This window comes from Microcoleus sp. PH2017_08_TRC_O_A (assembly GCF_020738665.1).
GTDB lineage: Bacteria > Cyanobacteriota > Cyanobacteriia > Cyanobacteriales > Microcoleaceae > Microcoleus.
Window position 1 is genome coordinate 40,307 of the sequence record NZ_JAEQCE010000082.1, and the last position, 22,767, is coordinate 63,073.

23 protein-coding genes are annotated in these 22,767 nt (G+C 44.8%); 14 read left to right on the plus strand and 9 right to left on the minus strand.

Going from position 1 to position 22,767, the window contains the following annotated elements:
- Positions 1-110: 110 nt before the first annotated feature.
- Together JGK22_RS24970 and gyrA are read right to left on the minus strand one after the other, a co-directional pair.
- Entirely contained in the window at positions 111-1,406 is a 1,296-nt protein-coding gene (locus tag JGK22_RS24970; RefSeq protein ID WP_293206591.1) for a ribonuclease D, read from the minus strand.
- Positions 1,407-1,689: 283 nt separating this feature from the next.
- Positions 1,690-4,401, minus strand: a complete 2,712-nt coding sequence (gene gyrA, locus JGK22_RS24975) for a DNA gyrase subunit A (RefSeq protein WP_293179729.1) — start codon at positions 4,399-4,401, stop codon at positions 1,690-1,692.
- Positions 4,402-4,804: 403 nt separating this feature from the next.
- Here gyrA and JGK22_RS24980 point away from each other — a divergent pair, with 403 nt between their 5' ends.
- The 5 genes from JGK22_RS24980 to JGK22_RS25000 all read left to right on the plus strand — a co-directional run bounded on the left by JGK22_RS24980 (position 4,805) and on the right by JGK22_RS25000 (position 8,630).
- The gene (locus JGK22_RS24980; protein WP_293179726.1) at positions 4,805-5,728 is read left to right on the plus strand and encodes a histone deacetylase; all 924 of its coding nucleotides are present in this window, start codon (positions 4,805-4,807) and stop codon (positions 5,726-5,728) included.
- A 373-nt stretch (positions 5,729-6,101) separates the two neighbouring features.
- Positions 6,102-6,290: a hypothetical protein gene (locus JGK22_RS24985; protein ID WP_015175516.1), complete on the plus strand. Its 189-nt coding sequence runs from the start codon at positions 6,102-6,104 to the stop codon at positions 6,288-6,290.
- A 192-nt stretch (positions 6,291-6,482) separates the two neighbouring features.
- Positions 6,483-6,707, plus strand: a complete 225-nt coding sequence (locus JGK22_RS24990; protein WP_293314005.1) for a hypothetical protein — start codon at positions 6,483-6,485, stop codon at positions 6,705-6,707.
- 398 nt (positions 6,708-7,105) lie between these two features.
- Positions 7,106-8,128 carry an ATP-binding cassette domain-containing protein gene (locus tag JGK22_RS24995; protein WP_293193188.1) on the plus strand — a complete coding sequence of 341 codons (1,023 nt, stop codon included), beginning with the start codon at positions 7,106-7,108 and terminating at the stop codon, positions 8,126-8,128.
- A 166-nt stretch (positions 8,129-8,294) separates the two neighbouring features.
- Positions 8,295-8,630, plus strand: a complete 336-nt coding sequence (locus JGK22_RS25000; protein ID WP_293179720.1) for a DUF433 domain-containing protein — start codon at positions 8,295-8,297, stop codon at positions 8,628-8,630.
- Between the two features lie 113 nt (positions 8,631-8,743).
- On the opposite strand, the gene JGK22_RS25005 is transcribed toward JGK22_RS25000, so the two are convergent.
- Positions 8,744-9,358, minus strand: a complete 615-nt coding sequence (locus JGK22_RS25005; protein ID WP_293179717.1) for a Uma2 family endonuclease — start codon at positions 9,356-9,358, stop codon at positions 8,744-8,746.
- A gap of 389 nt (positions 9,359-9,747) precedes the next feature.
- Here JGK22_RS25005 and JGK22_RS25010 point away from each other — a divergent pair, with 389 nt between their 5' ends.
- The gene (locus JGK22_RS25010; RefSeq protein WP_293206598.1) at positions 9,748-10,818 is read left to right on the plus strand and encodes a hypothetical protein; all 1,071 of its coding nucleotides are present in this window, start codon (positions 9,748-9,750) and stop codon (positions 10,816-10,818) included.
- Positions 10,819-10,830: 12 nt separating this feature from the next.
- On the opposite strand, the gene JGK22_RS25015 is transcribed toward JGK22_RS25010, so the two are convergent.
- From JGK22_RS25015 to JGK22_RS25035, 5 genes are all read right to left on the minus strand, one after another.
- Positions 10,831-10,986 (minus strand): hypothetical protein, encoded by a 156-nt coding sequence (locus tag JGK22_RS25015; RefSeq protein WP_293206600.1) that lies wholly within the window; start codon positions 10,984-10,986, stop codon positions 10,831-10,833.
- A complete protein-coding gene (locus JGK22_RS25020) occupies positions 10,970-11,470 on the minus strand; it encodes a hypothetical protein (protein ID WP_293179708.1) in 501 nt (166 codons plus the stop codon). Before JGK22_RS25020 ends, JGK22_RS25015 begins: the two co-directional genes overlap by 17 nt.
- 2 nt (positions 11,471-11,472) lie before the next feature.
- Positions 11,473-11,808, minus strand: coding sequence for a XisI protein (locus tag JGK22_RS25025; protein ID WP_293179705.1), 336 nt, complete (start codon positions 11,806-11,808; stop codon positions 11,473-11,475).
- A complete protein-coding gene (locus tag JGK22_RS25030; RefSeq protein WP_293179702.1) occupies positions 11,796-12,212 on the minus strand; it encodes a XisH family protein in 417 nt (138 codons plus the stop codon). Before JGK22_RS25030 ends, JGK22_RS25025 begins: the two co-directional genes overlap by 13 nt.
- Positions 12,213-12,315: 103 nt before the next feature.
- Entirely contained in the window at positions 12,316-12,573 is a 258-nt protein-coding gene (locus tag JGK22_RS25035; RefSeq protein ID WP_293179699.1) for a hypothetical protein, read from the minus strand.
- A gap of 106 nt (positions 12,574-12,679) precedes the next feature.
- Here JGK22_RS25035 and JGK22_RS25040 point away from each other — a divergent pair, with 106 nt between their 5' ends.
- Positions 12,680-13,567, plus strand: a complete 888-nt coding sequence (locus tag JGK22_RS25040; RefSeq protein ID WP_293179809.1) for an ABC transporter permease — start codon at positions 12,680-12,682, stop codon at positions 13,565-13,567.
- Positions 13,568-13,752: 185 nt separating this feature from the next.
- Positions 13,753-14,139: a hypothetical protein gene (locus tag JGK22_RS25045; protein ID WP_293179696.1), complete on the plus strand. Its 387-nt coding sequence runs from the start codon at positions 13,753-13,755 to the stop codon at positions 14,137-14,139.
- A gap of 128 nt (positions 14,140-14,267) precedes the next feature.
- On the opposite strand, the gene JGK22_RS25050 is transcribed toward JGK22_RS25045, so the two are convergent.
- On the minus strand, positions 14,268-15,017 hold the full coding sequence (locus tag JGK22_RS25050) for a class I SAM-dependent methyltransferase (RefSeq protein ID WP_293197242.1): 750 nt from the start codon (positions 15,015-15,017) through the stop codon (positions 14,268-14,270).
- A 292-nt stretch (positions 15,018-15,309) separates the two neighbouring features.
- Between JGK22_RS25050 and JGK22_RS25055 the strand changes: the two genes are divergently transcribed.
- The 6 genes from JGK22_RS25055 (at position 15,310) to JGK22_RS25080 (ending at position 22,668) form a co-directional block, all read left to right on the plus strand.
- Entirely contained in the window at positions 15,310-16,785 is a 1,476-nt protein-coding gene (locus JGK22_RS25055) for an adenylate/guanylate cyclase domain-containing protein (RefSeq protein ID WP_293206603.1), read from the plus strand.
- Positions 16,786-17,069: 284 nt separating this feature from the next.
- Positions 17,070-18,575: an adenylate/guanylate cyclase domain-containing protein gene (locus JGK22_RS25060; protein ID WP_293206605.1), complete on the plus strand. Its 1,506-nt coding sequence runs from the start codon at positions 17,070-17,072 to the stop codon at positions 18,573-18,575.
- Between the two features lie 129 nt (positions 18,576-18,704).
- On the plus strand, positions 18,705-20,012 hold the full coding sequence (gene bioA, locus JGK22_RS25065; protein WP_293314007.1) for an adenosylmethionine--8-amino-7-oxononanoate transaminase: 1,308 nt from the start codon (positions 18,705-18,707) through the stop codon (positions 20,010-20,012).
- A 17-nt stretch (positions 20,013-20,029) separates the two neighbouring features.
- On the plus strand, positions 20,030-21,097 hold the full coding sequence (bioB, locus tag JGK22_RS25070; RefSeq protein ID WP_293179681.1) for a biotin synthase BioB: 1,068 nt from the start codon (positions 20,030-20,032) through the stop codon (positions 21,095-21,097).
- Between the two features lie 128 nt (positions 21,098-21,225).
- Positions 21,226-21,837, plus strand: a complete 612-nt coding sequence (locus JGK22_RS25075) for a class I SAM-dependent methyltransferase (RefSeq protein WP_293193179.1) — start codon at positions 21,226-21,228, stop codon at positions 21,835-21,837.
- Between the two features lie 156 nt (positions 21,838-21,993).
- Positions 21,994-22,668: an SDR family oxidoreductase gene (locus tag JGK22_RS25080; protein ID WP_293197244.1), complete on the plus strand. Its 675-nt coding sequence runs from the start codon at positions 21,994-21,996 to the stop codon at positions 22,666-22,668.
- Positions 22,669-22,767: the final 99 nt, after the last annotated feature.

Consider the following 22,767-nt stretch of genomic DNA (forward strand, 5'->3'; position numbering starts at 1 on the left):
CAACAACATACCTTTGCGGGATTATTTTTTAGGTACGTAGTTGCGCTTCAGCGCTCTTTCATACATAAGATAAAGAGCGCTGAAGCGCAACAACATACCCAAGATATTACTTAAAACGGGATTTCCTCATCTTCATCTTCCACAGTCTTAGCCGTCATCCGCCAACTGGTAATATACTCAATCTGCACATCAATTGTGTTAATCGCATCCCCCAACTGCTTTTGGATGTATTGAGTCAGCGTCACCATAAAATCTAATTCAACTCCCGCAGATTGCACAACTTTAGCCAAGCTAGCAAAATCTACCTTCAAAATCGAAGAACTAGATAACTTAAAATCAGGAGTATTGCTCTTATTTTGCACCAACATTGCTTTTTTAATCCGTTCTTTCAGATGCTCAACTTCCGAATCCAGCAACTTCCATTCAGGGAAAATTTCTTGATACCTTTTCCCCAATGCCGTTAAATCTTCACTCTCGGGTTCCGGCACAATTTTCTTAGCAGTAGATTTTCGCCGCTGCTGTACATTAGAATTCAACCGCCAACTAGCAATATCCTCAACTTGCAAAGATGGATGAGTAATAAGTTCACCTAACTGTTTTTGAATTTCTTTCGTCAGTGTCACCGGAAAATTTAAATCAATTTGCTGAGTTTGTGTCAGTCTCGCCAGCGTCATAAAATCAACTTTCATAGTTATCGAACTGGAAAGCTGAAAACAAGAGCTATCTTTGAGCTTTTGCGCCATCATTCCTGCTTTAAATCGTTCTTTGACTTCAGCTATTTCTGAATCAAGCGGTTTCCACTGAGATTCTATTTGCTGATATTTTTTCCCCAAGGATATCAAGTTTTCCGTTGCGGGTTCGGGGTAAGATTGGGCAATAATTTCTAGCAGGCGCTGATGCACTTTAGCTAAATAAACTGCGTCCATCTTGGCATATTCTAGCTGCTTCTGGGTCAGGGGACGCTTTCCCCAATCGCCGCTTTGTTCTGTTTTATCTACATAAGTAATGCCGCAAAGTATTTCGATTAATGTTTTGAGTTGTCGGTTGGGTAAGGGCAGGATATAAGCTGGAATCTGTCTCGACATTTTTAATGTACAAGTGACATTTTTGGCGTCGTCATTACCCAGAAATCTGATGTCATAGCTGGCGCTGTGGAAGACTTTTTCAATATCTGGATTGACCATGATTTGGTTGATGAAGTCTTTTGCCAATTCAGGTTGATCTAAGACATCTAGTAGAAACGTGGCATCTCCTGTCGCATCGGTGGAGTCAGCTAATACTTGAATCAGGGATAATCTGGGGTTCGATTTATAGTCTGCTATTTCTGTGTCAACCCACAGGATTTTAGCTTGCGAAAATTTAGCGATGAGTGCTTTGATGTCGTTTGCTGCTGTTAAATAAGGCATTTTTACAGACTTTTACTATTAACTTTATGCTTATATTATGCTATAGCAATTATCGTGTCAATTGTCAATGATTGAAGTGCCGGACATGGAATTGCACATTAGTGTTAACTTAACGTCAAACGTAATAGCGGTCTGCTGTTTGATTGTCATCATACAAATTAGGTACGTTGTTGGGCTTTAGCCCTCTTTCCTGATACCAGGAAAGAGCGCTGAAGCGCAACTACATACCTTAACCTTAAAAAGCAGTAAGGGTGCACCGCAGCGCACCCTACAAACCATTAACCTAGGACTCTTCTGCTGCTTCCTCAGATAGCGCTTCTTCGATCGACTCTTCACCCGAAGCCGGCACCAAAGCCACAGCTACGATCGAATCATCCTCATCCAAGCGCTGCACCCGCACGCCCGTTGCAGTCCGGGATTGCGTGGAAATTGCACTCACAGCTTGACGGATAATAATACCTCGGTTGGTAATAATCATCAATTCGTCATCTTCGTTGACAATTCGCAGCGCAGCTACCTGATCCTTGCCCTTTTTCGACTTGAATTTGGTAGCAGTTAATCCCTTGCCTGCCCGTCTTTGTAGGCGGAATTGAGAAACAGGAACTCGCTTACCGTAGCCGTTAGTTGTGATTACCAACACCGAAGGAACTTCGCTATTAACTGTGGGAATTTCTTCGGCATCTTCGCCTTCAATTTCCTCAGCTTCCAGTTCTAATTCTTCGTCTTCCAATTCCACATCGCCCGTTTCCAATTCAGCAATTTCTACTCCTTCAAATTCCGAGTCGCCCGTTTCTAACGGAGCAATATCTGTTCCTTCCAATTCTGAATCTTCTGTGTCAGCAATTTCGGCAACAATGGAACTTGGCAAGATGTCCATGCTGATCAACTCATCGCCCGATCGCAATTTCATTGATTTCACACCCCGAGTCGCCCGGCCAACCGGACGCAACTGCTCGTGATTGGTGCGGAAGTGAATCGCCATACCTTGGCGCGTACCGATGATGATGCTGTCACCAACTTTTGCTCTCCGCACCCAGCGCAATTGGTCGCCTTCTTCTAGAGAAATCGCGATTAACCCATTAGTGCGGATGTTCGCAAAAGCTGAAAGTGCAGTTTTCTTGATGTAGCCGCCGCGAGTTAGCATCACCAAGTATTCTTCGCTGGTGAATTCTGTAACTGACACCATAGAAGTGATTTTTTCTTCTATAGGAATCGGCAACAGTTGCACCACGGGAGTGCCGCGCGCCGTCCGGGAACAGACGGGAATTTGATAAGCTTTGAGAGAGTAAACTACGCCTCTGTCGCTAAAGAACAAAACGCTGTCGTGATCGCAACAGGAAAGGAAATGTTCTACTCCGTCATCTTCCTTCATTTTCGCGCCTGCTTTGCCACGAGTAGCGCGACTTTGGGCCTCGAAAGTGCTGACAGGCATCCGCTTGATGTAGCCTTGCTCTGTGATCAGAATAATTGCTTGTTCGTTGGCAATTAAATCTCTTTCATCTATTTCTCCTTCGGCGTGTTCGATGACGCTGCGTCTGGGAGTGGCGATTTTAGTTTGAATTTCGACTGCTTCAACTTCAGCGATTTCTAAGATCCGTTCCCGGCGCGCCAAGATATCTTCCAAATCGGTGATTTTTATTCGCAGTTCTTCGTGTTCTTGCTGAATCTTTTGTGCTTCCAATGCTGTCAAACGCCGAAGCTGCATTTGCAGAATTGCGTCGGATTGCTGTTCGGAAAGACCGTAATTCTCGATCAATTCTTGTTTGGCAGCGGCGGAGTCGGCAGCGGCACGAATTAGGTGAATAATGGCATCTAAATTGTCTAGGGCAATTAATAAGCCTTGCAGGAGATGGTCGCGTTCTTCTGCTTTGCGGAGTTCGTATTGAGTCCGGCGAGTAATTGTCTCAATGCGGAAGTCTAGGAAGACATTGAGGAATTGTGAGAGCGTCAGTAGTTGGGGTTCCCCGTTTACTAGCGCTAACATATTGGCTCCAAAATTTGATTGGAGCGGTGTTTGTTTGTAGAGGTTGTTGAGGACGACGCGGGGATAGGCGTCGCGTTTGAGTTCGATCACGATCCGCATTCCGTCTCTATCGCTTTCGTCGCGAATGTCGGAAATCCCATCTAATCTTTTGTCGTTTACCAGTTCGGCAATTTTCTCAATTAACGCTGCCTTGTTTGTTTGGTAAGGCAATTCGGTGATAATAATTGCTTCTTTGTCGGGGCGGCCGGCGTGTTCGATGGTTTCAATGCCGGCGACTCCGCGCATTGTAATCGAGCCGCGCCCGGTGGTGTAAGCATCGCGAATGCCGCCTCTGCCGAGAATTTGCCCGCCGGTGGGAAAGTCCGGGCCGGGAATGTACTGCATCAATTCCAGGTCAGTAAGGCCTGGATTGTGGATTAGCGCTACCAAACCGTCAATTATTTCGCCCAAGTTGTGCGGCGGAATGTTGGTGGCCATCCCTACGGCGATCCCGGAGGAACCGTTGAGCAAAATTTGGGGGATGCGTGCGGGGAGTACGAGGGGTTCTTGTTGGGAACCGTCGAAGTTGTCGCCGAAATCAACTGTTTCGCAGTCGATGTCGCGCAGCATGGAGTCGCTCGTCAGGGCTGTGAGGCGACATTCGGTGTACCGCATGGCAGCGGGCGGGTCGTTGTCAACGGAGCCGAAGTTGCCGTGGCCGTTGATCAGGCGTTCGCGCATGGAGAAATCTTGAGCCATCCGCACCAGGGCGTCGTAAACTGCTGTATCTCCGTGCGGGTGATACTTGCCCAGCACCTCCCCGACGACGCGGGCGCATTTGCGGAATGGTCGATCGGGAGTCAAGCCCAATTCGTTCATGGCGTAGAGAATGCGTCGGTGAACGGGCTTGAGACCGTCCCTAGCATCTGGTAGCGCCCGACCGACTATTACGCTCATGGCGTATTCCAAGTACGATCGGGACATCTCACCACCCAGATCCGTCGGGATTATCCGCGACTCAGAGATACTCATAGGTTGAAAAACTCCGCTAAAACTTTAAATTTGACCGCTATAAATCCCCAAAATGCGATAAAATCGATTTGGATTCAGTTGAGCTGCCAAATATTGCAAATTACTCCTAAAATTATATCACAATTTGCCCTTAACTTTATGGGAAAGTTGCCAGAAAAATTAAGGGACGAAACAAGGGAAATTTGTAAATTGACAGTTGGTGATTTAGTCATCAATTGGCAAAATCTAAAAAGGTTTTTTTAGGCGGTCTGGTTTCATGCTTTGGTGAGTTTTTTTGAGGGCTATATAAAAAATTAAAATGGTGGCCCGATCGCAATTTTAATTTCACAAAACCGAAGGCCTTCTTAAAGCAAACTAAAAATCTAAAATCTAAAATCTAAAATCTAAAATCTAAAATCTGCTGATGCTACCCGTCATCTATTCCGAAGATTTTTTGCTGCACAAGACTGGAATGCTTCACCCAGAGCGACCAGAACGTTTGACGGCGATCGTCAATGCTCTGAAAGCTGCTCCCTGGGCCGATCGCATTGAGTGGCAACTCCCCACCCCAGTGGCGCAGCGCGAACCAGAACTGCTCTCGGCGATCAAAAAAGTTCACGCGCCAAGATACATCAAAGAAGTCGAACATTTGGCTCATCGTGGAGGTGGCTACCTCGACGGTGACACGCCGATTTCTGCTGAAAGTTACGACGTAGCGCTGCTGGCGGCGAGTGCTTGGCTCGATGGGGTCGATCGAGTTTTAGCAACCAACGAACCGGCTTTTACGATCGCCAGACCGCCGGGACACCACGCCGAAAACAGCCGTGCGATGGGATTTTGCTTGTTTTCCAACGCTGCGATCGCAGCTCGCTATGCCTTGGAACAGCCGGGAATCAACCGCGTCGCCATCCTAGACTGGGACGTGCACCACGGCAACGGCACTCAATCTTTGGTGGAAAACAGCAGGCAAATCGCCTACTGTTCCCTGCACCAATCTCCCTGCTATCCAGGAACCGGAGATGCTGACGAGCAAGGTGCTTACAACAATGTGCTGAATATTCCCCTGTATCCGGGTGGCGGCATAGCTGAATACCTGAGCGCCTTTGAATCTCTTGTCGTACCGTTTTTGTCAAATTTTGAACCAGATTTGTTGATTGTCAGCGCCGGTTACGACGCAATAGCCTCGGATCCGCTGGCCAGCATGAATCTGGCGCCGTCAGATTTCGGTACTTTCACGGGATATTGCCTACAAATCACTCGCCGCATAGCCTTCGGTTTGGAGGGCGGTTACGCGCTGCAAGAGTTGGCCGAGTCGGTTGTAGCGACTATTGACCGGTGCCTCAATTAGCTGCAAAATTGGCAGACGGGATTAGGAGGTTGAGAAGGGATTAGGAGGGGATTGACAGCAATGGCGGGCGATCGCGAAAGTTGAGATTTGTCGATCGCCCGATCGGCCTTCTCCCCTCGAACCTCTCCCCTCTGCCTTCTGCCCTCGATCAACTGTCAACTGTCAACTGTCAACTGTCAACATCTGTGACAAGCATCACGAATTTAAAAGATCCGAGTCACTGAGCGTCTAAGTCTCAGTCACAAATTTTTAGCCTAAAAATCACACCGTGTCAATGTTTTCGATCGCAGGAATCGGCGATCGGACAGAGCATAATAGGACTACGATCAGCCTGTAATATTTTAATATCTCTCAATCAACTAGGAGGTTTATCATGTCCGTTTCCCAAATGACACTCGAAGAATTATTTGGTCAGGTCATGTTCTCTAGTGTCGTGACTCGCCACGACCGGAGACAGCTAAGATCCGCACTCTTAGAAAGAACCCTGAATGAAGATGAGTATGCCATCATCAACCGACTGCTGTACAATGTGCGTCGCGGTTGGGTGAAAATTGTCGATTAAAGACCCAGCACCCAACCCCCGAGCGAGAAAGAAGTTCATAGCCTTTTCAATTTTCGCTTAAAGAATTGGTAATGACTGATGATTATCGGGGTATAGAACATGGGCCTACAGTTACATTCTTTTGCAAACTGGATAAAATTAGAACTTGCCACTTAGGGAAGTTTTCCGTGTTTTTAAGCGACAGTTTAATGTTTGGAGAGCGGTGTTAATGATTCTAATTGCGATCGACATCCGCCTAGAAGTAGAGATATTTATAAAATAACAGGTTTCGGGTGCATCTCTACTTGTTTAAAAAATGTGAGTTTTGAGTTGCTAACTTCCAAGTTAGAATTAACTCAAAACTCATACTTGTTTGGAGGTAACAGAAGAAGGAAGAAGGAAGAAGGAAGAAGGAAGAAGGAAGAAAGAAGAGGGTAGAAGGTAGAAGGAAGAAGGAAGAAGGAAGAAGGAAGAAGGAAGAAAGAAGAGGGTAGAAGGTAGAAGGAAGAAGGAAGAAGGAAGAAAGAAGAGGGTAGAAGGTAGAAGCAATCGAACGTAAGGTTTTCAGTCATTAAGAATATCTGAACCGTCGAGCGCGGTTGCTAGAAAATTTTATATTTGAGATTAGGAAAGAGTGAGGGCGATCGGGATTAGGAAGTGCCATCAAGTGCAAAAATTTTAAACCGTTATCAAAAATCAAAACAATCAGCAGTTTCGGGTTGAGTCGGAATGTGCGATCGCCACAAGCACAGGAAGTCGGAACGTGCGATCGCCCATTCCGGCAAATTAAGCCCAGAAGTGTCAAAATATTAACAACCAGTTCATCCTTAAAATATATGGCTCCCGCCGTTTTAATTGAAAATCTTCAGAAACGCTACGGCACTGTAGAAGCCGTTAAAGATGTTTCCTTCAAGGTAGAACCGGGGGAAATATTTGGTTTGCTAGGCCCCAACGGTGCAGGCAAAACCACAACCCTGCGGGTACTATGTACCTTGAGTGCCCCTGATAGCGGACGTATTGAAGTGTCAGGCATTTCAGCAGTCAGCCAGCCGAGAATGGCCAGACAGAAACTCGGCTACGTCGCCCAAGAAGTCGCTCTCGATAAGGTGTTGACAGGGCGCGAACTCCTGCAATTGCAAGCGGCGCTTTACCATTTGCCGCGCAAGACTATTAAAGGGCGGATTGACGAAATGGTGAAACTCCTCGGTTTGGAGGAATGGGAAAATAAAAAAACGGGTACCTATTCCGGCGGTATTCGCAAGCGCCTCGACTTAGCTGCTGGATTGCTTCACCAGCCGGATGTTTTGGTGTTAGACGAACCGACTGTCGGGCTAGATATTGAGAGTCGGGTGGTAGTGTGGGATTTCCTGCGCCGCTTGCGGGAGGAAGGTACGACGGTGTTGATTACCAGCCATTATCTCGAAGAAGTCGATGCTTTAGCCGATCGCGTGGCGATTATTGACAAGGGTACGGTGATTGCACAGGGGACGCCGGAGGAGTTGAAAAATCGCGTTGGGGGCGATCGGGTGACTTTGCGGATTCGGGAGTTTTCGCCACTGGAAGAAGCCGAAAAAGCCCAAGCTTTAATGGAATCTCTGCCTTTCGTCCAAGAAGTAATTATCAACAGCGCCCAAGGAAATTCTCTAAATTTGGTAGTAACACCGCACAGCGACGCGCTGGTGACAATTCAGCAAGCCTTGAAAGATGCGGGACTTCCTACTTTTGGGATTGCTCAATCTCGTCCGAGTTTGGATGATGTGTATTTGGCGGCGACTGGTAAAACGCTGTTGGATGCGGAGTTGGCTGCTGCTAGCAATCGGGATTTGAAGGCTGAACAAAAACAGGCAATGCGATCGTAGTTTAGTTTAGGTGGTTATTATGGGTGCGGGGTCAGAAACCCGGTTTCTCAGGAAAATCTGGTTGGGTGACGAGAAATCTGTAAAGAAACCGGGTTTCTTTGGCCTTAGTCCTATTTAAGATGATTCGACGGTTGAATACGATAGTAATTTTGGGAGATATTAATAGATGAATCTTGTTTTAGAAGTTGAAGCACCTCCTTTCCGAGAAGATGCAACAGGTGCTATTCGGGTGGGAAACTCAAGAGTTTTGCTGGAATTGGTGATTCGAGCTTTTCAAGATGGTGCATCGCCGGAATCCATTGTGCAGCGTTATTCTACTGTGTCATTGTCTGATGTCTATAGTGCGATCGGCTATTATCTCCGACACCAAGAAACAGTAGAAGCTTATCTCAATTATCGCGAACAATTAGCAGATTCCGTTCATCAGCGTTTGTTGGATATTCAACCCGATTTGACCGTTGTGCGATCGCGCTTGTTAGCCCAAAAAAATCTTGAGGGTTAACTATTTTGTAAGGTGCGTCGCTGTGAGATTGTCGATATTTTTGAGGATTTTTGATGGCGACGCACCCTACAGCTACTGTCAACTGTCAACTGTCAACTGTCAACTGTCAACTGCTATACATCCAACACTTGCTCTGCTGTCAATGCTAATTCTGGAAAAGTTCGGGATATAATTCGCTCATTTCCTCGAAAAGCCGTCATTTGATAAACCCCATTTTCATCAAGCAGGTAAACAAAAACAGTCGGCTCTTTCGGGTTGCCCAAATAATTTCGACTTCCCAAAGCTAAATAATCGATAATCCAGTATTCAGATATTCCCAGCCGCTGATATTCATCCAGCTTGTCGATATAATCATCTTCCCAATTTGTCGAGACAACTTCTACAACTAATTGCAGCGGTTCAGTTAGGGCTGAGTGGGCGAAAGGCTGTGATTCCCAGAGAGTTTTGTCTACTACACTAACATCAGGATGGCGGCCTTGTTCTTTACCATTTGAGGTTAAAGTCCTCACCATAATTCTGCCAGATACCCAGTAGTTGAGCTTGAGTCTTTTCACCTCGTCTTTGAAACTATCTGAAAGAAATTCAGCCAGGGTCTCGTGCAATCTTATTGGTAATATTCTCACAATTTCTCCATTCACAAGTTCATAGCGGCCGTCTTCGTCGGGAAGTTGTTTGACAAATTGCTCAAAAGTGAGGTTCTGCTTAAGTTGGGTAGGAGTTGCGGTCATGGTTGATTCTCATTTAGCTATATTTTTAAGACTATCCAGCAACTATTTTAACATACTGTTTTAACACAGGTGGCATCGTAAAAACGGTTTCAGCTTCACAGGTCAAATTTTCAATTATTCCGCGTCTTGTTAAAGAATGTATTGCTTTAAATGATTCGGCTGGCGAGCCTTGACATTTTGCCATCAATTCGGTAAGCGAGAGAGGTTCGATCTCGTTGCTGATTTGAGCGATCGCCTGTTTCTAAAATAATCAGACAGTGGCGAGCGCTCTTGGGGTTTGGGATTATAAAATTTACTAACCTGCGTCAGATTGTGTTATTATTTGAATGCTCAAGCCTCTCACAGCTAGTCAAGCATCTTCAAACAGAAAAACTTAACAAAGACAATTTATGAGTTTAACATCAATCTTGTCAGATCGAAATAATCAAGAACTTAGAGACAAATTCAAGACAGAATTTTTAACACCATCTTTTAAGTTAAAGGCGGAACTTAAAGCACCGCCATTGACAACTAATTATGGAATTATTGGAACAGCTTTTGACTATTTACTTCGCTTTTATTTACAATACCACAATAAAGACACTTGTATTCAAAGAAACTTTTGGGTAGCAGATAGTTCATTTAAAATGCTATGTTTACATTTAAAGTCAACAGGAGAAGTAGTGACCGGCTTTCGTGGTGACAAACTATTCAAAAAACAAGACCTTTTAGCAATCATTACCGATCAATATGAACAGACAAAAATTAATTATTATAATTATGTTGACAACGGACAGATAACTGATGAATTAATTTGTAATACAATTTTTCTTGCAAAACTAGATGTGCTTTATAGAGCAGGTTTTATCGACGAGAATCTAGACAATTATAACCATGAAGATATCAAAGACCTAAAATCACTCATTTCACTTGTTGACCATAAAAACTTCCAAGCAAAAGACAAATGCTATTTGAATCCAACGTTTGGCGCAGGCTCATCCTTAGTTGGTAATGCAGACGCGGATCTGATTATTGACAATACTCTAATTGACATAAAAGTAACTAAAAATCTTAAACTAGACAGAAATTATATTAACCAAGTTTTAGGGTATTACATTTTATCACTTATTGGTGGTGTAAATAGTAATCCAAATGACAGACCCATTGAAAACATCGGAATATATTTTGCCAGACACGGAGAATTGTTGACTATTCCTATTGTTCAATTTGGCGACAAACAAAAATTTGAAAATTTTAAAGAATGGTTTATTTGTTATCTTTATAGCCCGAGAGGAAAGTTATTAGATATAGTGCCAATGGAAGAAGAAACACAAAAAGAAGACAAGAAGACAAAATCAAATGTAAAGAAAACAACTCCCACTAAAAAAACATCAACTGAAAGCAAAAAAACTAAGACCGTGACCAAATCAAAACGAGCGATCACAAAAAAAGAGGACAACAGCGAAAAAGAAAGTAAGTAAAAGTTTGCCAAATTAAAACAAGCCGTATCCCTGGGAGACAGAGAGTGAGTAGTCAATTAAGTCTCCTGTCTGTAATTCTTGCCATTCTCTATCTTCCTGGTAATGACTTAACATCACCTCAGCCTGTTCTGCTAAAATGCGCCGTCTCTCTTCAATGGGCAATTTCATAAACTCGCGACGGCTGGGGTATTGAGCATATAGAAGGTATTTCTAGAACTTGAGTATCAGACTGTATTTGTGTCTGAAACTGATACAGTGGTTCTAATAGCTGTGACTCTCTTTCAGAAATTTTTTCGCGACGCACTTCCCGGACAACTTCACAAATTTCTTCGATTGTCATCGGATTTGGATCTGGTGGTAATGAATCTATACGTCGCCGCCATTCCTCCCAGTCAAAACCTGCTTTCATCTTCTGAAAAACAATGCTATCTTTTGTAACTGTAACTGTATATCTATCCCCTGGCTTTAGTTGACTTTCAACCTCAGCCGGAATCTCCAGCTTACCGTCTGGACTCACAGTCACAGTAATATTTGATTTCAGAATGTACTCTTGCAGGTGTTCAACAACTCTATCTTGCAGAGTTTCCGGCAGAGTTTCCATGATTTTGATCAAAGTGCCGATCGCACTTGATGACATAGCTTTATCCTCCATATTTAATTTACAGCAAATCCCGTGTACTGCCGAATATTGGGATCACGAAATCCCAAAACAATCTGTTCTTTGGGGATTCCCCCCGCTACTAACTCATTGGCAATTCCCTGTTCAGTTCCATCTCTTTGAATCCAAATTTTTCCCTCAATAATATCAACATGAACTAAACATCCGTGAACTCTGATATCGTTTTCACGCCCCAATATCATTAGCAAATAACGGTCGGAATCGCTATCAAAAACCGTTTGAATCTGAATATCTCCATAAGCATAAGGTATTTGAGCATATTCAGTCAGGATTTTTCTGATAATGCGACGATAATTTTCTAAGTTTCCCATTGTACTATCTCCTCATTTTTTTCAGCAAAAACGATTAAAAATACTTGATAATCCGCTCTAATAATTTGACCGAGTGGTTCAGACAATAATTCGCTAAAAACTGATTGTGTAATAGCTAGATAGAGCTTTCGATCGGGTTCAGTTCTAGCTATAACCGAACGGTAAACTAAGTATTGACCCAGCGCATTCTCCAGGTCATTCATGTCTGATGCGCCCACAAAACTTTTGACTTCTACAGCTATCTTCTGTCCAGCCTTCTCAGCACTTAAAATCCGCTCTGCGCCTAAATCGACGTACATATCTTTAATTCCCCATTTTAATCGCAAGGGATCGTGGGTAATTCTCCATCCGTCTTTGATAAGGGCATTTTTGACAACATTATGATACAGGTCTTTGGCTGGCATATTGGAAGAAGTCAATTTTTAATCAATACAATTATATCCTAAAATTTCCGATGATTATGAGGAAATTCTTCTGAATTTTACCATAATATCTCCTCTGCAAAATTCAAGCAATTTCCTCCGCCAAAAGCCGACCATCGCAGCGCTCATATTCATCTTCCAAAAGCCATGAATGAGTCTTATCATAACTTGAACTTGAAAATAGAGACTTATAATTTGCTGATGGATCATAAATACAAAAAGTTCCATTCTTTCCACTCACTAACATCAAAATTCGACGCGGAAAAACAATTGGATCTACCCACAATTCGATAAATTCCCAATCATTAACTTGTTCGGCGAGGTCTGGTGTGTGGGATAACATGATATTCAGTTTACCAAAACCCAACACAAAAAGCGATCGCCCGCCCAACACCAATCCCTCCAGACTTGCTACCCTAAAGATAGTTAAATTTAATCCACAAGCAATTATGAGCGGTACTGTTACATCCCCCAACCTCAACCAGCAGCGGCCACTCACCACGCCATCCGCTGACACTTCGAGTTCCCTGCTGGCCGACTTCATCCAAGAAACACTAGCCCTAACCAAGCGCCTGTTTATTCAATTGCAGCGCCGCCCCTCCACCCTAGTTGCAGGAATTATTCAGCCGCTGATGTGGTTGGTTTTATTCGGAGCTCTGTTTAAAAATGCACCAGCCGGCTTGTTCGGCGAAAGCCAGAATTACGGACAATTTCTTGGCGCAGGCGTAATAGTTTTTACTGCATTTGCAGGCGCGCTGAATGCCGGTTTACCGATTATGTTCGATCGCGAATTCGGATTTCTCAACCGCCTGTTAGTAGCGCCCCTGGCTTCGAGATTTTCCATAGTCCTCGCTTCGGCTATTTTCATCGTCACCCTCAGCTTTATCCAAACAGGCACAATCGTTACGGCGGGAGCCTTTTTGGGTTCGGGATTCCCCGGACTTGCTGGACTGGGCGCGATCGCCCTAATTGTCCTACTATTAGTTTTGGGAGTCACCGGCCTCAGTCTCGGTTTAGCCTTCGCTCTTCCGGGCCACGTAGAATTAATCGCAGTAATTTTTGTTACTAACTTGCCGCTATTATTTGCCAGCACCGCCCTCGCGCCGCTGTCGTTTATGCCAGACTGGCTGCAAGTTGTCGTCACTCTCAATCCTCTCAGTTATGCGATCGAACCCATCCGCTATTTGTACCTCCACAGCGATTGGTCGCTAGCTAGCGTCGTAATGCAAGCTCCTTGGGGTACAGTTACCTTTGGAGGAGCGCTATTAGTCCTGCTGGCGTTTGATTTGGTGGCGCTCCTCAGCATTCAACCCCTGCTGCGGCGCCGGTTTGCTTAGATCGCACGGCGGTTGAAACCGCGTCTACAAAAACCAAGTCCGCCGGACGCCGACTGAAAAAAATAACGTAATTTCAACTGGCTGGTCTTCTTCAACCCGCGGAGGCGGGTTTTGTATGTATAGACGCGGTTTCAACCGCCCGGTCTTCTTAGCAATTGTTTTTTTGAAAGTACAACGAATAAATCATGAACAACAAAACTTCTAAATCGGGCAAATTGATGGTGCGGATTGCTGCAAGTGCGATCGCCACCAGTGCTCTTTTGTCACCTCAAGCAACCTTCGCTCAAGCCAGCGGTTTAAATAATAACAACCCCCAACCGCTGCAAGACTTTCAAACTAAAGACAACACCGACCCTTTTTCCGGCCGCAGCACCGGAGGCGGAATATTTGATTTAATTCACAGATCCAGACTCGGAGGTGGCCGCAGCATCGAAGAATTCAATACTGAACAGCGCCAAAATTTGAACGACGCCGCCGCCGATTTTCGCAACAAACAGCGCCAAATGCTGGAAAAACAAGCAGCACCTGCACCGGGGGCGGCACCTACAGAAATTACTGCCCCCGCCCCTTAAATTTACAACTGTTGTTTGCTCATTTCCTAGTCCGCGAAGGCGGACTTCGTTTGACTTGCGACAGCGATTTCAATCCCCCAATCTGCTTTGTTTGACTCGCGACAGCGATTTCAATCGCCCAATTTGCTTTAACTAACAAACCCCCCAAACACCGCCATACCGTAGTATTTCCAAGGAACTGCCACAGTCTCAAATCCAGCATTTGCCAGCATTTCCAACTGTGCCGCAACTGTCGCTAGGCGATCGGGATTAGAATAGCCGTAAGACACACTCGTCCCCACACCAGCACGAATTGTGGCTAAAGTTTCCCCCTGACTTAGCGCCCAATCTTCTCGCGCCGCTTGATAAATATCCTTCATTACTGCTGATTCTGCCAAAACAGGATCGGCATTCCAAAAACAGCCACCAGCATTTAAACTTTCGCGAATCCGTTGAAACAACTTCAACTTCATTTCGTCCTCAAGATGGTGAATTGCCAGAGATGAAATAGCAGCATTAAACTTATCCCCCAAACCTAAAACATTTGGATTGTTCGCCCATTCTCCAAAATCCAATTCTATGCCAGTCCACCGCGCTGCGTATCCGGCCGACTCTATTTTGGTGCGGGCAAAATCAAGCATTCGCGGCGAATAATCCACAGCAAATATTTCCGCAGACGGGTAGCATTGCAGAACTTTTAAACTCAGTTCCCCCGTACCGCAGCCGAGTTCTAAAATGCGGTGGTTGTTGCTAGCAATGCAGCCAACTAATACATCCAGCATTTCGTCATATTTAGGTAAAAGTCGCCGAATGCCCGTATCAAAATCCGCAGTGTTGACAAAAACTTCTCCCGGAAAAATTTCATTGCGTGCAGGTGAGACAGTAGAGTCAGAATTCACGATCGCCAATTAGAGACTACAATCGTCATCCTAACCGAAATAGAGCAAAAAGTGCATGAAGTAGGGAAACGGCACGGCGCCGTGTGCTTACCGATATTTTATTTCATTTAGATTAAAAAATATATAAAGTTATGCGTACTGTTACGGACAAGGGAAACACTCGCGGTAAACAAGAATTAACCATCCCTTGCACTATCGAGTCTTGCTTTACAGCAAAACACTCTGAAAAAGCAGTGTTATGTTAGTAGTGCATAAAATTAAATCAATATCGAACCTCACATTTGAGGATAGCATGGACAAATTGATTTCTCGCAGTCTGGCTGCCATCAACCAATTAATTTACAAGCGAATTCTGCTTCTGATGACAATTTTATTTTGTGTAGGCGTAGGAGTAGCGATGGCAAATATGTCTCGTCTTTCCTCTACCCTAATACAAGCGCAAGCCCTCCAAAATGCTACACTTTACGCCCAAGCTATTAAAGAAGCCCGCACCCTTTACAGTTCTGATGTTATCAGTCCTCTCAACACAAAGAAAGCGATTAACTTTACTCACGACTACAACCCAACACCAACAAAAGTAACAGTTCCCGTACCTGCCACCTTCTTAATAGAACTCGGCAACCAGATTACCAACAAAAATCCCGAAGTATCAGTTCGTCTCTACAGCGACTACCCGTTTCCCTGGCGGCGAGAAGAAGGCGGAGTCCGAGACGATTTTGAACGTCAAGCTATTACCTATTTGACGCAAAATCCAACCGGACAATTTTTTCGCACTGAGGATTTTCGCGGTAAGCCCGCATTTCGATATGCCCAGGCAGATCGTCTCCTTCCTAGTTGCGTTAACTGTCACAACACTAACCGCGATAGTCCTAAAAAAGACTGGAAAGTGGGAGATGTGCGCGGGATATTAGAAATTACTCAACCTCTAGAAACCATTACTCAAAAAACTAGAAGCGGACTGAAAGACCTGTTTTTACTGTTAGCAGGACTTTCAACTTTAGGCATCGCAGGATTAACTTTAGCTCTCAGCAGGTTGCGCCAAAATGCTAAACAATTAGAACAGCGGGTCAGGGAACGCACGGCACAATTGCAAGAAACTAATGTAGAATTGTTGAAAGAACAAGAAAAAAGCGATCGCCTGCTGCTCAATATTTTACCCGAATCCATTGCTGCCAAGCTAAAAGACGGTCAAAGCAGCATTGCTGACGGCTTCGCCGAAGTCACTATTTTGTTTGCCGATATCGTCGGCTTTACCGTGCTTTCAGCGCAAATATCTCCCGAAGAACTGCTAGTTTTTCTCAACGAAATTTTTTCGGCCTTCGATAATTTGACAGAAAAGTATGGCTTGGAAAAAATCAAAACAATAGGAGATGCTTACATGGTAGTCGGAGGTTTGCCAACTCCCAGCACCAACCACGCCGAAAGCATTGCGGAAATGGCTTTAGATATGCAGGAGGAATTAGCGAAATTTAATGCCAAACATCATTCAGGAATTAACATTCGGATCGGCATCAATACCGGGCCTGCGATTGCGGGAGTTATTGGTACCAAAAAATTCATTTACGACCTCTGGGGCGATGCCGTCAATACAGCAGCCAGGATGGAATCCCACGGAATTGCAGGCGCGATTCAAGTCACAAAATCAACTTACGATATCTTGCAAAATAAGTATCTGTTTGAAGACAGAGGAATTATCCATGTCAAAGGCAAGGGTGATATGAATACTTATTTACTTGTATCCCGATTAGTTAGTGTAGTTTCGGTTTAATTTGTTTATTATATTATTAAGGAGCTAGCCAATACGCTTGGGATCGGAAGACCGGGCGGTTGAAACCGCTTCTTGTCAAATAAAACCCGGATGGTGCGCGGGTTGAAGAGCGGGCGGTTAAAATTACGCTATCTTCTTTCTTCAGTCCGCGGAGGCGGACTTCGTTTGTGTAGGCGCGGTTTCAACCGCCGTCCTATCTTGGTTGAAAAACCCAAAATTTATTACAAGAAACCCAGTTTCTTTTCCTATGTCCTAAATTAGCCCTTTGCAGAAGACTAAATTTTATGTCAGCGCGCATTTTATCATTCTTGGAGTTTTTCAAATCTCGGTTGTCTAGACAAATAGCTTTGTGGGTGTTTGCTAGTATTCTTGTGATAGAGGGAATTATTTTAGTTCCCTCTTATTTTCGGCGCGAAAATGAACTTTTAAATCAACTGGAACAGGTATCTCACGCGACTGTTGAGGCTCTAGAGGTTTTGCTAAAACAAGATATTTACGATCGTACTGTCTTTGAAGAAGAAGTCAAAAATATTACTAAGGATTCTCAAGTAGTATTAGGACTATCTATTTACCAATTTGACGACCAGCTAATATATCAACTTGGTGAAGCACCCAAAATTGATTTGGATGAACTAAAACTTGCTCGTATAATTCGCCAGAAAACTTTCGATGGCAAGCGCTACGATATTGCTTGGACAGAGCGACATTTGGGAGGAGATTATACGTTAATTGTTCGGCATGATGCTTCTACTGTTCAACCAGAACTATACGCATTTATAGGGCGGGTTGCTATTTTAGTTATTATTATATCAGCCTTTGTCACTTCTGTAACTATGCTGTTTTTAGGGGTGACAGTAATTGCACCAATCTTGAGATTGCGCGATGATTTGATCGCTGCGGGAGTAGCTTTGAGCAAAGATAGAGAAAAACCTGATTTCTACTCTCTCTCTGTCAAGCGCGATGACGAGTTGGGAGAAGTTATGGTCGCCTTCAATCAAATGTTTCAACGAGTTTACAAGGAAATTGCACAGCGGAAACAAGCTGAGGAAATATTGCGCGCCGAACAAGAAAAGTCGGAACGTTTACTGCTAAATATTTTACCTGAAATGATTGCCGATCGCCTAAAACAAGGTCAGATAAATATCGCAGATGGATTTGCTGAGGTGACGGTGCTGTTTGCGGACATTGTGGGCTTTACCGAAATATCCTCTCGCACGTCTCCAGCAGAATTAGTCGAACTGCTGAACAAAATATTTTCAGCTTTCGATTGCTTAAGCGAGAAATACGGCTTGGAAAAGATTAAGACAATCGGTGACAATTATATGGTAGCAGGCGGTTTGCCACTTCCATCTACAAATCATGCAGAATGTATTGCCGAAATGGCGATGGAAATGCAGCAAGAAATTATGAAATTTCGCGACGAATCCGATATACCTCTCAGTATCCGCATTGGAATTAATAGCGGGCCTGTGGTAGCCGGTGTCATCGGTACTAAAAAGTTTATTTACGACTTGTGGGGAGATGCTGTAAATACAGCAAGCCGCATGGAATCCCAGGGACTCCCTGGTAAAATTCAGGTTAGCGGCTCAACTTATGAATTGCTGCGCGATCGGTATGTGTTGGAAAAACGCGGTAAAATCAATGTTAAAGGAAAAGGAGCAATGACGACTTATTTGCTGATTGGCAGAAAAAATTTAACTGACAAATTCAACTATCGCCCGGGAATACCGGATCTGGCGGTAGACGTTTCAGCGCCCCCGCCCCCCAACACTAAACTAGATTTTTTTTAACGAACCGCGAAGGCGCAAAGGACACGAAGAAAGGAAGAAAAGAGAAGAAGAAAGAAGAGAAGATAAAGGGTTCACAATTGAGTTACAATTGCTTTAAAATGCAGGTTGATATTAGTGGCAGGGGTAAAAATGACTGCGAAGCAGGAACATAATTCTTCAACTTCACCAATTTGGCAGCCCTTCACGCAAATGAAAACTGCTCCGGCGCCGCTGAAGGTAATTAGCGGCAAAGGATCGCTGCTGGAATTAGAAGATGGGCGGCTAATTCTTGACTGTATTTCTAGTTGGTGGGTGACGATTCACGGGCACAGCCATCCTGTTCTGGCTGAGGCTCTTTACGAACAAGCCAAAAAGTTAGAACACGTAATCTTTGCGGGATTTACTCACGAACCTGCACAGAAACTTGCTGACAAGTTGATAACTCATACGCCTGATTCTTTGACGCGGATTTTCTTTTCTGATAATGGTTCGACTGCTGTTGAAGTTGCTCTGAAAATGGCGTTTCAATATTGGCTAAATCTCGGAGAAACTAACCGCACTAGCTTTATTGGTTTTGAGGGAGGTTATCACGGCGATACTGTGGGCGCGATGTCTGCGGGTAGAAGTTCGCTGTGGTGGGAACCTTTTGCGCCTTTAATGTTTGCTGGGGATGTTGTGCCTTTTCCTGCGACTTTTGATGGCGATGATGAGGTGGAAAGCAAGGAGGCGGCGAGTTTGGAGAAACTTGAGTCTTTGTTGAAGCATGGGAAGGGGTATGCGGGAATTTTTATCGAACCTTTGGTGCAAGGTTCTGCGGGTATGCGAATGTGTCGCCCTGAGTTTTTGCGGGCGATCGCACAAATGGCCCGCCAGTTTAATGTATTGTTGATTTACGATGAGGTGATGACTGGTTTTGGGCGCACGGGCGAACTGTTTGCTTCTGTTAAATCTGACACTGCACCGGATATCCTGTGTTTGTCTAAGGGATTGTCTGGCGGCTGCTTGCCAATTGCTGTCACAATGGCATCGGAGCATATTTATCAAGCTTTTTGGCGAGATGAATCGGACAAAGCTTTTTATCACGGTCATTCTTATACCGGAAATCCCTTAGCTTGTGCGGTGAGTGTAGCATCCCTGGAGCTTTTGGAGCAAAACCCAAATGCCTATCAAGGAATGGAAAAACTGCACCGCAAATACCTGAATCAATGGCTGATAGATCATCCTAAACTCGAACGGATTCGGACTTGCGGCACTATCGCAGCAATGGATGTGAAAACGGAAAGCGTTTCCGGTTATTTTAATGACATCGCCCCTGTATTGAAAGCCAGATTTCTGGAAGCGGGGTTTTTGCTCCGCCCCTTGGGAAATACGCTTTACTTGATGCCTCCCTATTGCATTTCTCCTGATGAACTAGAATCGATTTATCGGGTAATTCGTCAGGTTTTGGATACTCTGTAAACCCTTAAATTTTAGTAATGAATTTACCCAATTGGAACGATTTGGCTGATGACTCGCTGGCGGGAAAATGTCTCTCTCGCGAGCAATCTTTGGCTGTATTGCGCGCGCCGGATGAGGTTTTGCTGGAACAACTAAACGCAGCTTATCGGGTGCGCCACCACTACTGGGGAAACCGCGTCAGGTTGCACTATTTGTTAAACGCTCAAAGTGGTCTTTGTCCTGAAGATTGCCATTATTGTTCTCAGTCGAAAATTTCGAGTGCGGAAATAGAAAAGTATCCGCTGTTAGCTAAGGAAAAAATTCTGGATGCAGCCCAACGCGCAGCAGATTTAAAAGCTGGTACGTTTTGTTTGGTGATTTCTGGCCGCCAACCGAGTGCATCTACTTTCGATCGCGTTTTGGATGCTGTAGAAACGGTCAAGGCTAATCATAACCTAAAAATTTGTGCTTGTTTGGGGTTGTTGACCGAGGAGCAAACTCACCGTTTAGCTAAAGCTGGAGTCGATCGCGTAAACCACAATCTCAACACTTCCGAATCGTACCACACGGACATCTGCACAACTCACACTTTTGGCGATCGCGTGGAAACAGTCGAAAACGTCAAAGCAGCCGGAATCACAACTTGTTCCGGCGGAATTTTGGGGATGGGCGAATCGGATGACGATGCGATCGATTTGGCGCTGTCGCTGCGGAATTTGGGCGTTACCAGCGTACCGGTCAACTTTTTTATTCCAATCCCCGGAACGCCCTTTGCGGACGTTAATCGCTTAAATCCGCGCCAATGTTTGCGGATTCTCTGCTTGTTCCGATTTTTGCTTCCCAGCCAAGAAATTCGGATTGCTGGGGGACGGGAGGTGCATTTGCGATCGATGCAACCTCTGGGACTTTACCCTGCTAATTCGATCTTTGTGGGCGATTATCTCACAACTCCCGGACAAAGCGCCAATCAAGATTGGGATATGATTCGAGATGCAGGATTTGCGATCGAATCTCCCGAAGATCGGGGATTTGCGATCGAATTTTCCGAAGATAAGACGGCGGTTGAAACCGCGTCTACACAAACGATGTCCGCCTCCGCGGACTAAAGAAGATCACCTAATTTTTACCGCCAATTCTTCAACCCGCGGAGGCGGGTTTTGTCTTTGTAGACGCGAATTTCATTCGCCCGGTCTTTTTGAATGAATCAATTTTAAATCATACAAGAGGGGGAATTGTGGACAAACGCGAAGAAATTACGATCGCAGAATACCAGACAACCGCCGAATCTTTCCGAGAAGGAACATGGCATCACGACGTATCCCAAAATCGATCCGCACTAACCGCTGCCATGCCCCGCAACCCCGGTAAAATACTCGATATAGGATGCGGGCCCGGACGAGATTTAGTAGCATTCAAGAGCCAAGGACATACCGTTGTAGGCTTAGATGCAACTCCAGCTTTTGTACAAATAGCAAAGAAGTTATCCGGCTGCGAAGTTTTGCAGCAATCTTTTCTTGAACTCGACTTACCAAAGGCTGAATTTGACGGTATTTTTGCCAATGCTTCCCTAATTCACGTTCCCAGCGACAACATGGTGAAAGTGCTGCAAGATTTGCACAAAACCTTAGTTGTTAGCGGTGCAATTGTCATGTCAATGTGCCGGGGAAATTGGGAAGGCTACGACGAGCGGCCGACGGGAAAACGCTATACTGCGGGATGGGAATACGAAACTTTAGCACCTTGTTTGGAACAAGCAGGATTTGCCATTGTCAGCCACTACTACCGCCCTCCCGGTTTGCCGCGCGAAGCTCAATCTTGGGTAGTAATAGTCGGCAAAAAAATCTAACGTAAATTAGAAATTGCGAATCTTTCCCCTCTCTTCCTCTGCGCCCTCTGCGCCCTCTGCGGTTAAAAAAAACAAAACTCACCAATTAAGCGAGAATTGTTGTACAATAAACCACAGTCAAAAAACAACTACTGCCCAAATTAAAACAAAATTAATATGACAGAGAAATTGCATATCTTTTTAGCGGGTGCTAGTCGAGGCGTTGGCTTAGAAATCGCCAAATGTCTGGTAGCACAAAATATACAAGTAACTGCACTTTTGCGATCGCCCAACCACCGCACCGAATTAGAAGCAATGGGCATCAAAGTCATGACAGGCGATGCTTTGGATACAGCGGCTGTGGAAGCTGCGATGGCTGGAGGCGCACCAATCAATGCCGCAATCAGCACCATTGGCGGCTTGCCAAAAGATGGGGAAAGAGCCGATTATTTGGGAAACAAAAACTTGATTGATGCTGCTGTCAAAGCGGGCGTACAAAAATTTATTTTAGTTTCATCCATCGGTAGCGGTAACACTGCTGCGGCTTTACCACCGCAAGCTTTAGAAACGTTGCGCCCGGTATTACTTGAAAAGGAAAAAGCCGAAAATCATTTAATCGCAAGCGGGATGATTTATACTGTAATTCGTCCGGGCGGATTGAAATCGGAACCTGCGACGGGCAATGGTGTGTTAACAGAAGATTGTCGAGTTGCGGGAACGATTCACCGGGCGGATGTAGCGCAGTTAGTTTGTCAGTGTTTAGTTTCGGATGCTGCTAATAATAAAGTTTTGTCGGCAGTTGACAAACAAATGGTTTATGGGAATCTCGAATATGAGGTATTAAATTTCTAGGGGCGGGCTAGAAGCCCACCCCACAAGATAATTCATTGCTTGTGGAACAGGCATCTTGCCTGTTCAAAAAAATTCTGGGCGGGCTAGAAGCCCACCCCA

Coding starts and splice junctions, on each gene's coding strand:
- JGK22_RS24970 (WP_293206591.1), bottom strand. CDS start 1,406: ATGCCTTATTTAACAGCAGCAAACGACATCAAAGCACTCATCGCTAAA.
- gyrA (WP_293179729.1), bottom strand. CDS start 4,401: ATGAGTATCTCTGAGTCGCGGATAATCCCGACGGATCTGGGTGGTGAG.
- JGK22_RS24980 (WP_293179726.1), top strand. CDS start 4,805: ATGCTACCCGTCATCTATTCCGAAGATTTTTTGCTGCACAAGACTGGA.
- JGK22_RS24985 (WP_015175516.1), top strand. CDS start 6,102: ATGTCCGTTTCCCAAATGACACTCGAAGAATTATTTGGTCAGGTCATG.
- JGK22_RS24995 (WP_293193188.1), top strand. CDS start 7,106: ATGGCTCCCGCCGTTTTAATTGAAAATCTTCAGAAACGCTACGGCACT.
- JGK22_RS25000 (WP_293179720.1), top strand. CDS start 8,295: ATGAATCTTGTTTTAGAAGTTGAAGCACCTCCTTTCCGAGAAGATGCA.
- JGK22_RS25005 (WP_293179717.1), bottom strand. CDS start 9,358: ATGACCGCAACTCCTACCCAACTTAAGCAGAACCTCACTTTTGAGCAA.
- JGK22_RS25010 (WP_293206598.1), top strand. CDS start 9,748: ATGAGTTTAACATCAATCTTGTCAGATCGAAATAATCAAGAACTTAGA.
- JGK22_RS25015 (WP_293206600.1), bottom strand. CDS start 10,986: ATGAAATTGCCCATTGAAGAGAGACGGCGCATTTTAGCAGAACAGGCT.
- JGK22_RS25020 (WP_293179708.1), bottom strand. CDS start 11,470: ATGGAGGATAAAGCTATGTCATCAAGTGCGATCGGCACTTTGATCAAA.
- JGK22_RS25025 (WP_293179705.1), bottom strand. CDS start 11,808: ATGGGAAACTTAGAAAATTATCGTCGCATTATCAGAAAAATCCTGACT.
- JGK22_RS25030 (WP_293179702.1), bottom strand. CDS start 12,212: ATGCCAGCCAAAGACCTGTATCATAATGTTGTCAAAAATGCCCTTATC.
- JGK22_RS25035 (WP_293179699.1), bottom strand. CDS start 12,573: ATGTTATCCCACACACCAGACCTCGCCGAACAAGTTAATGATTGGGAA.
- JGK22_RS25040 (WP_293179809.1), top strand. CDS start 12,680: ATGAGCGGTACTGTTACATCCCCCAACCTCAACCAGCAGCGGCCACTC.
- JGK22_RS25045 (WP_293179696.1), top strand. CDS start 13,753: ATGAACAACAAAACTTCTAAATCGGGCAAATTGATGGTGCGGATTGCT.
- JGK22_RS25055 (WP_293206603.1), top strand. CDS start 15,310: ATGGACAAATTGATTTCTCGCAGTCTGGCTGCCATCAACCAATTAATT.
- JGK22_RS25060 (WP_293206605.1), top strand. CDS start 17,070: ATGTCAGCGCGCATTTTATCATTCTTGGAGTTTTTCAAATCTCGGTTG.
- bioA (WP_293314007.1), top strand. CDS start 18,705: ATGACTGCGAAGCAGGAACATAATTCTTCAACTTCACCAATTTGGCAG.
- bioB (WP_293179681.1), top strand. CDS start 20,030: ATGAATTTACCCAATTGGAACGATTTGGCTGATGACTCGCTGGCGGGA.
- JGK22_RS25080 (WP_293197244.1), top strand. CDS start 21,994: ATGACAGAGAAATTGCATATCTTTTTAGCGGGTGCTAGTCGAGGCGTT.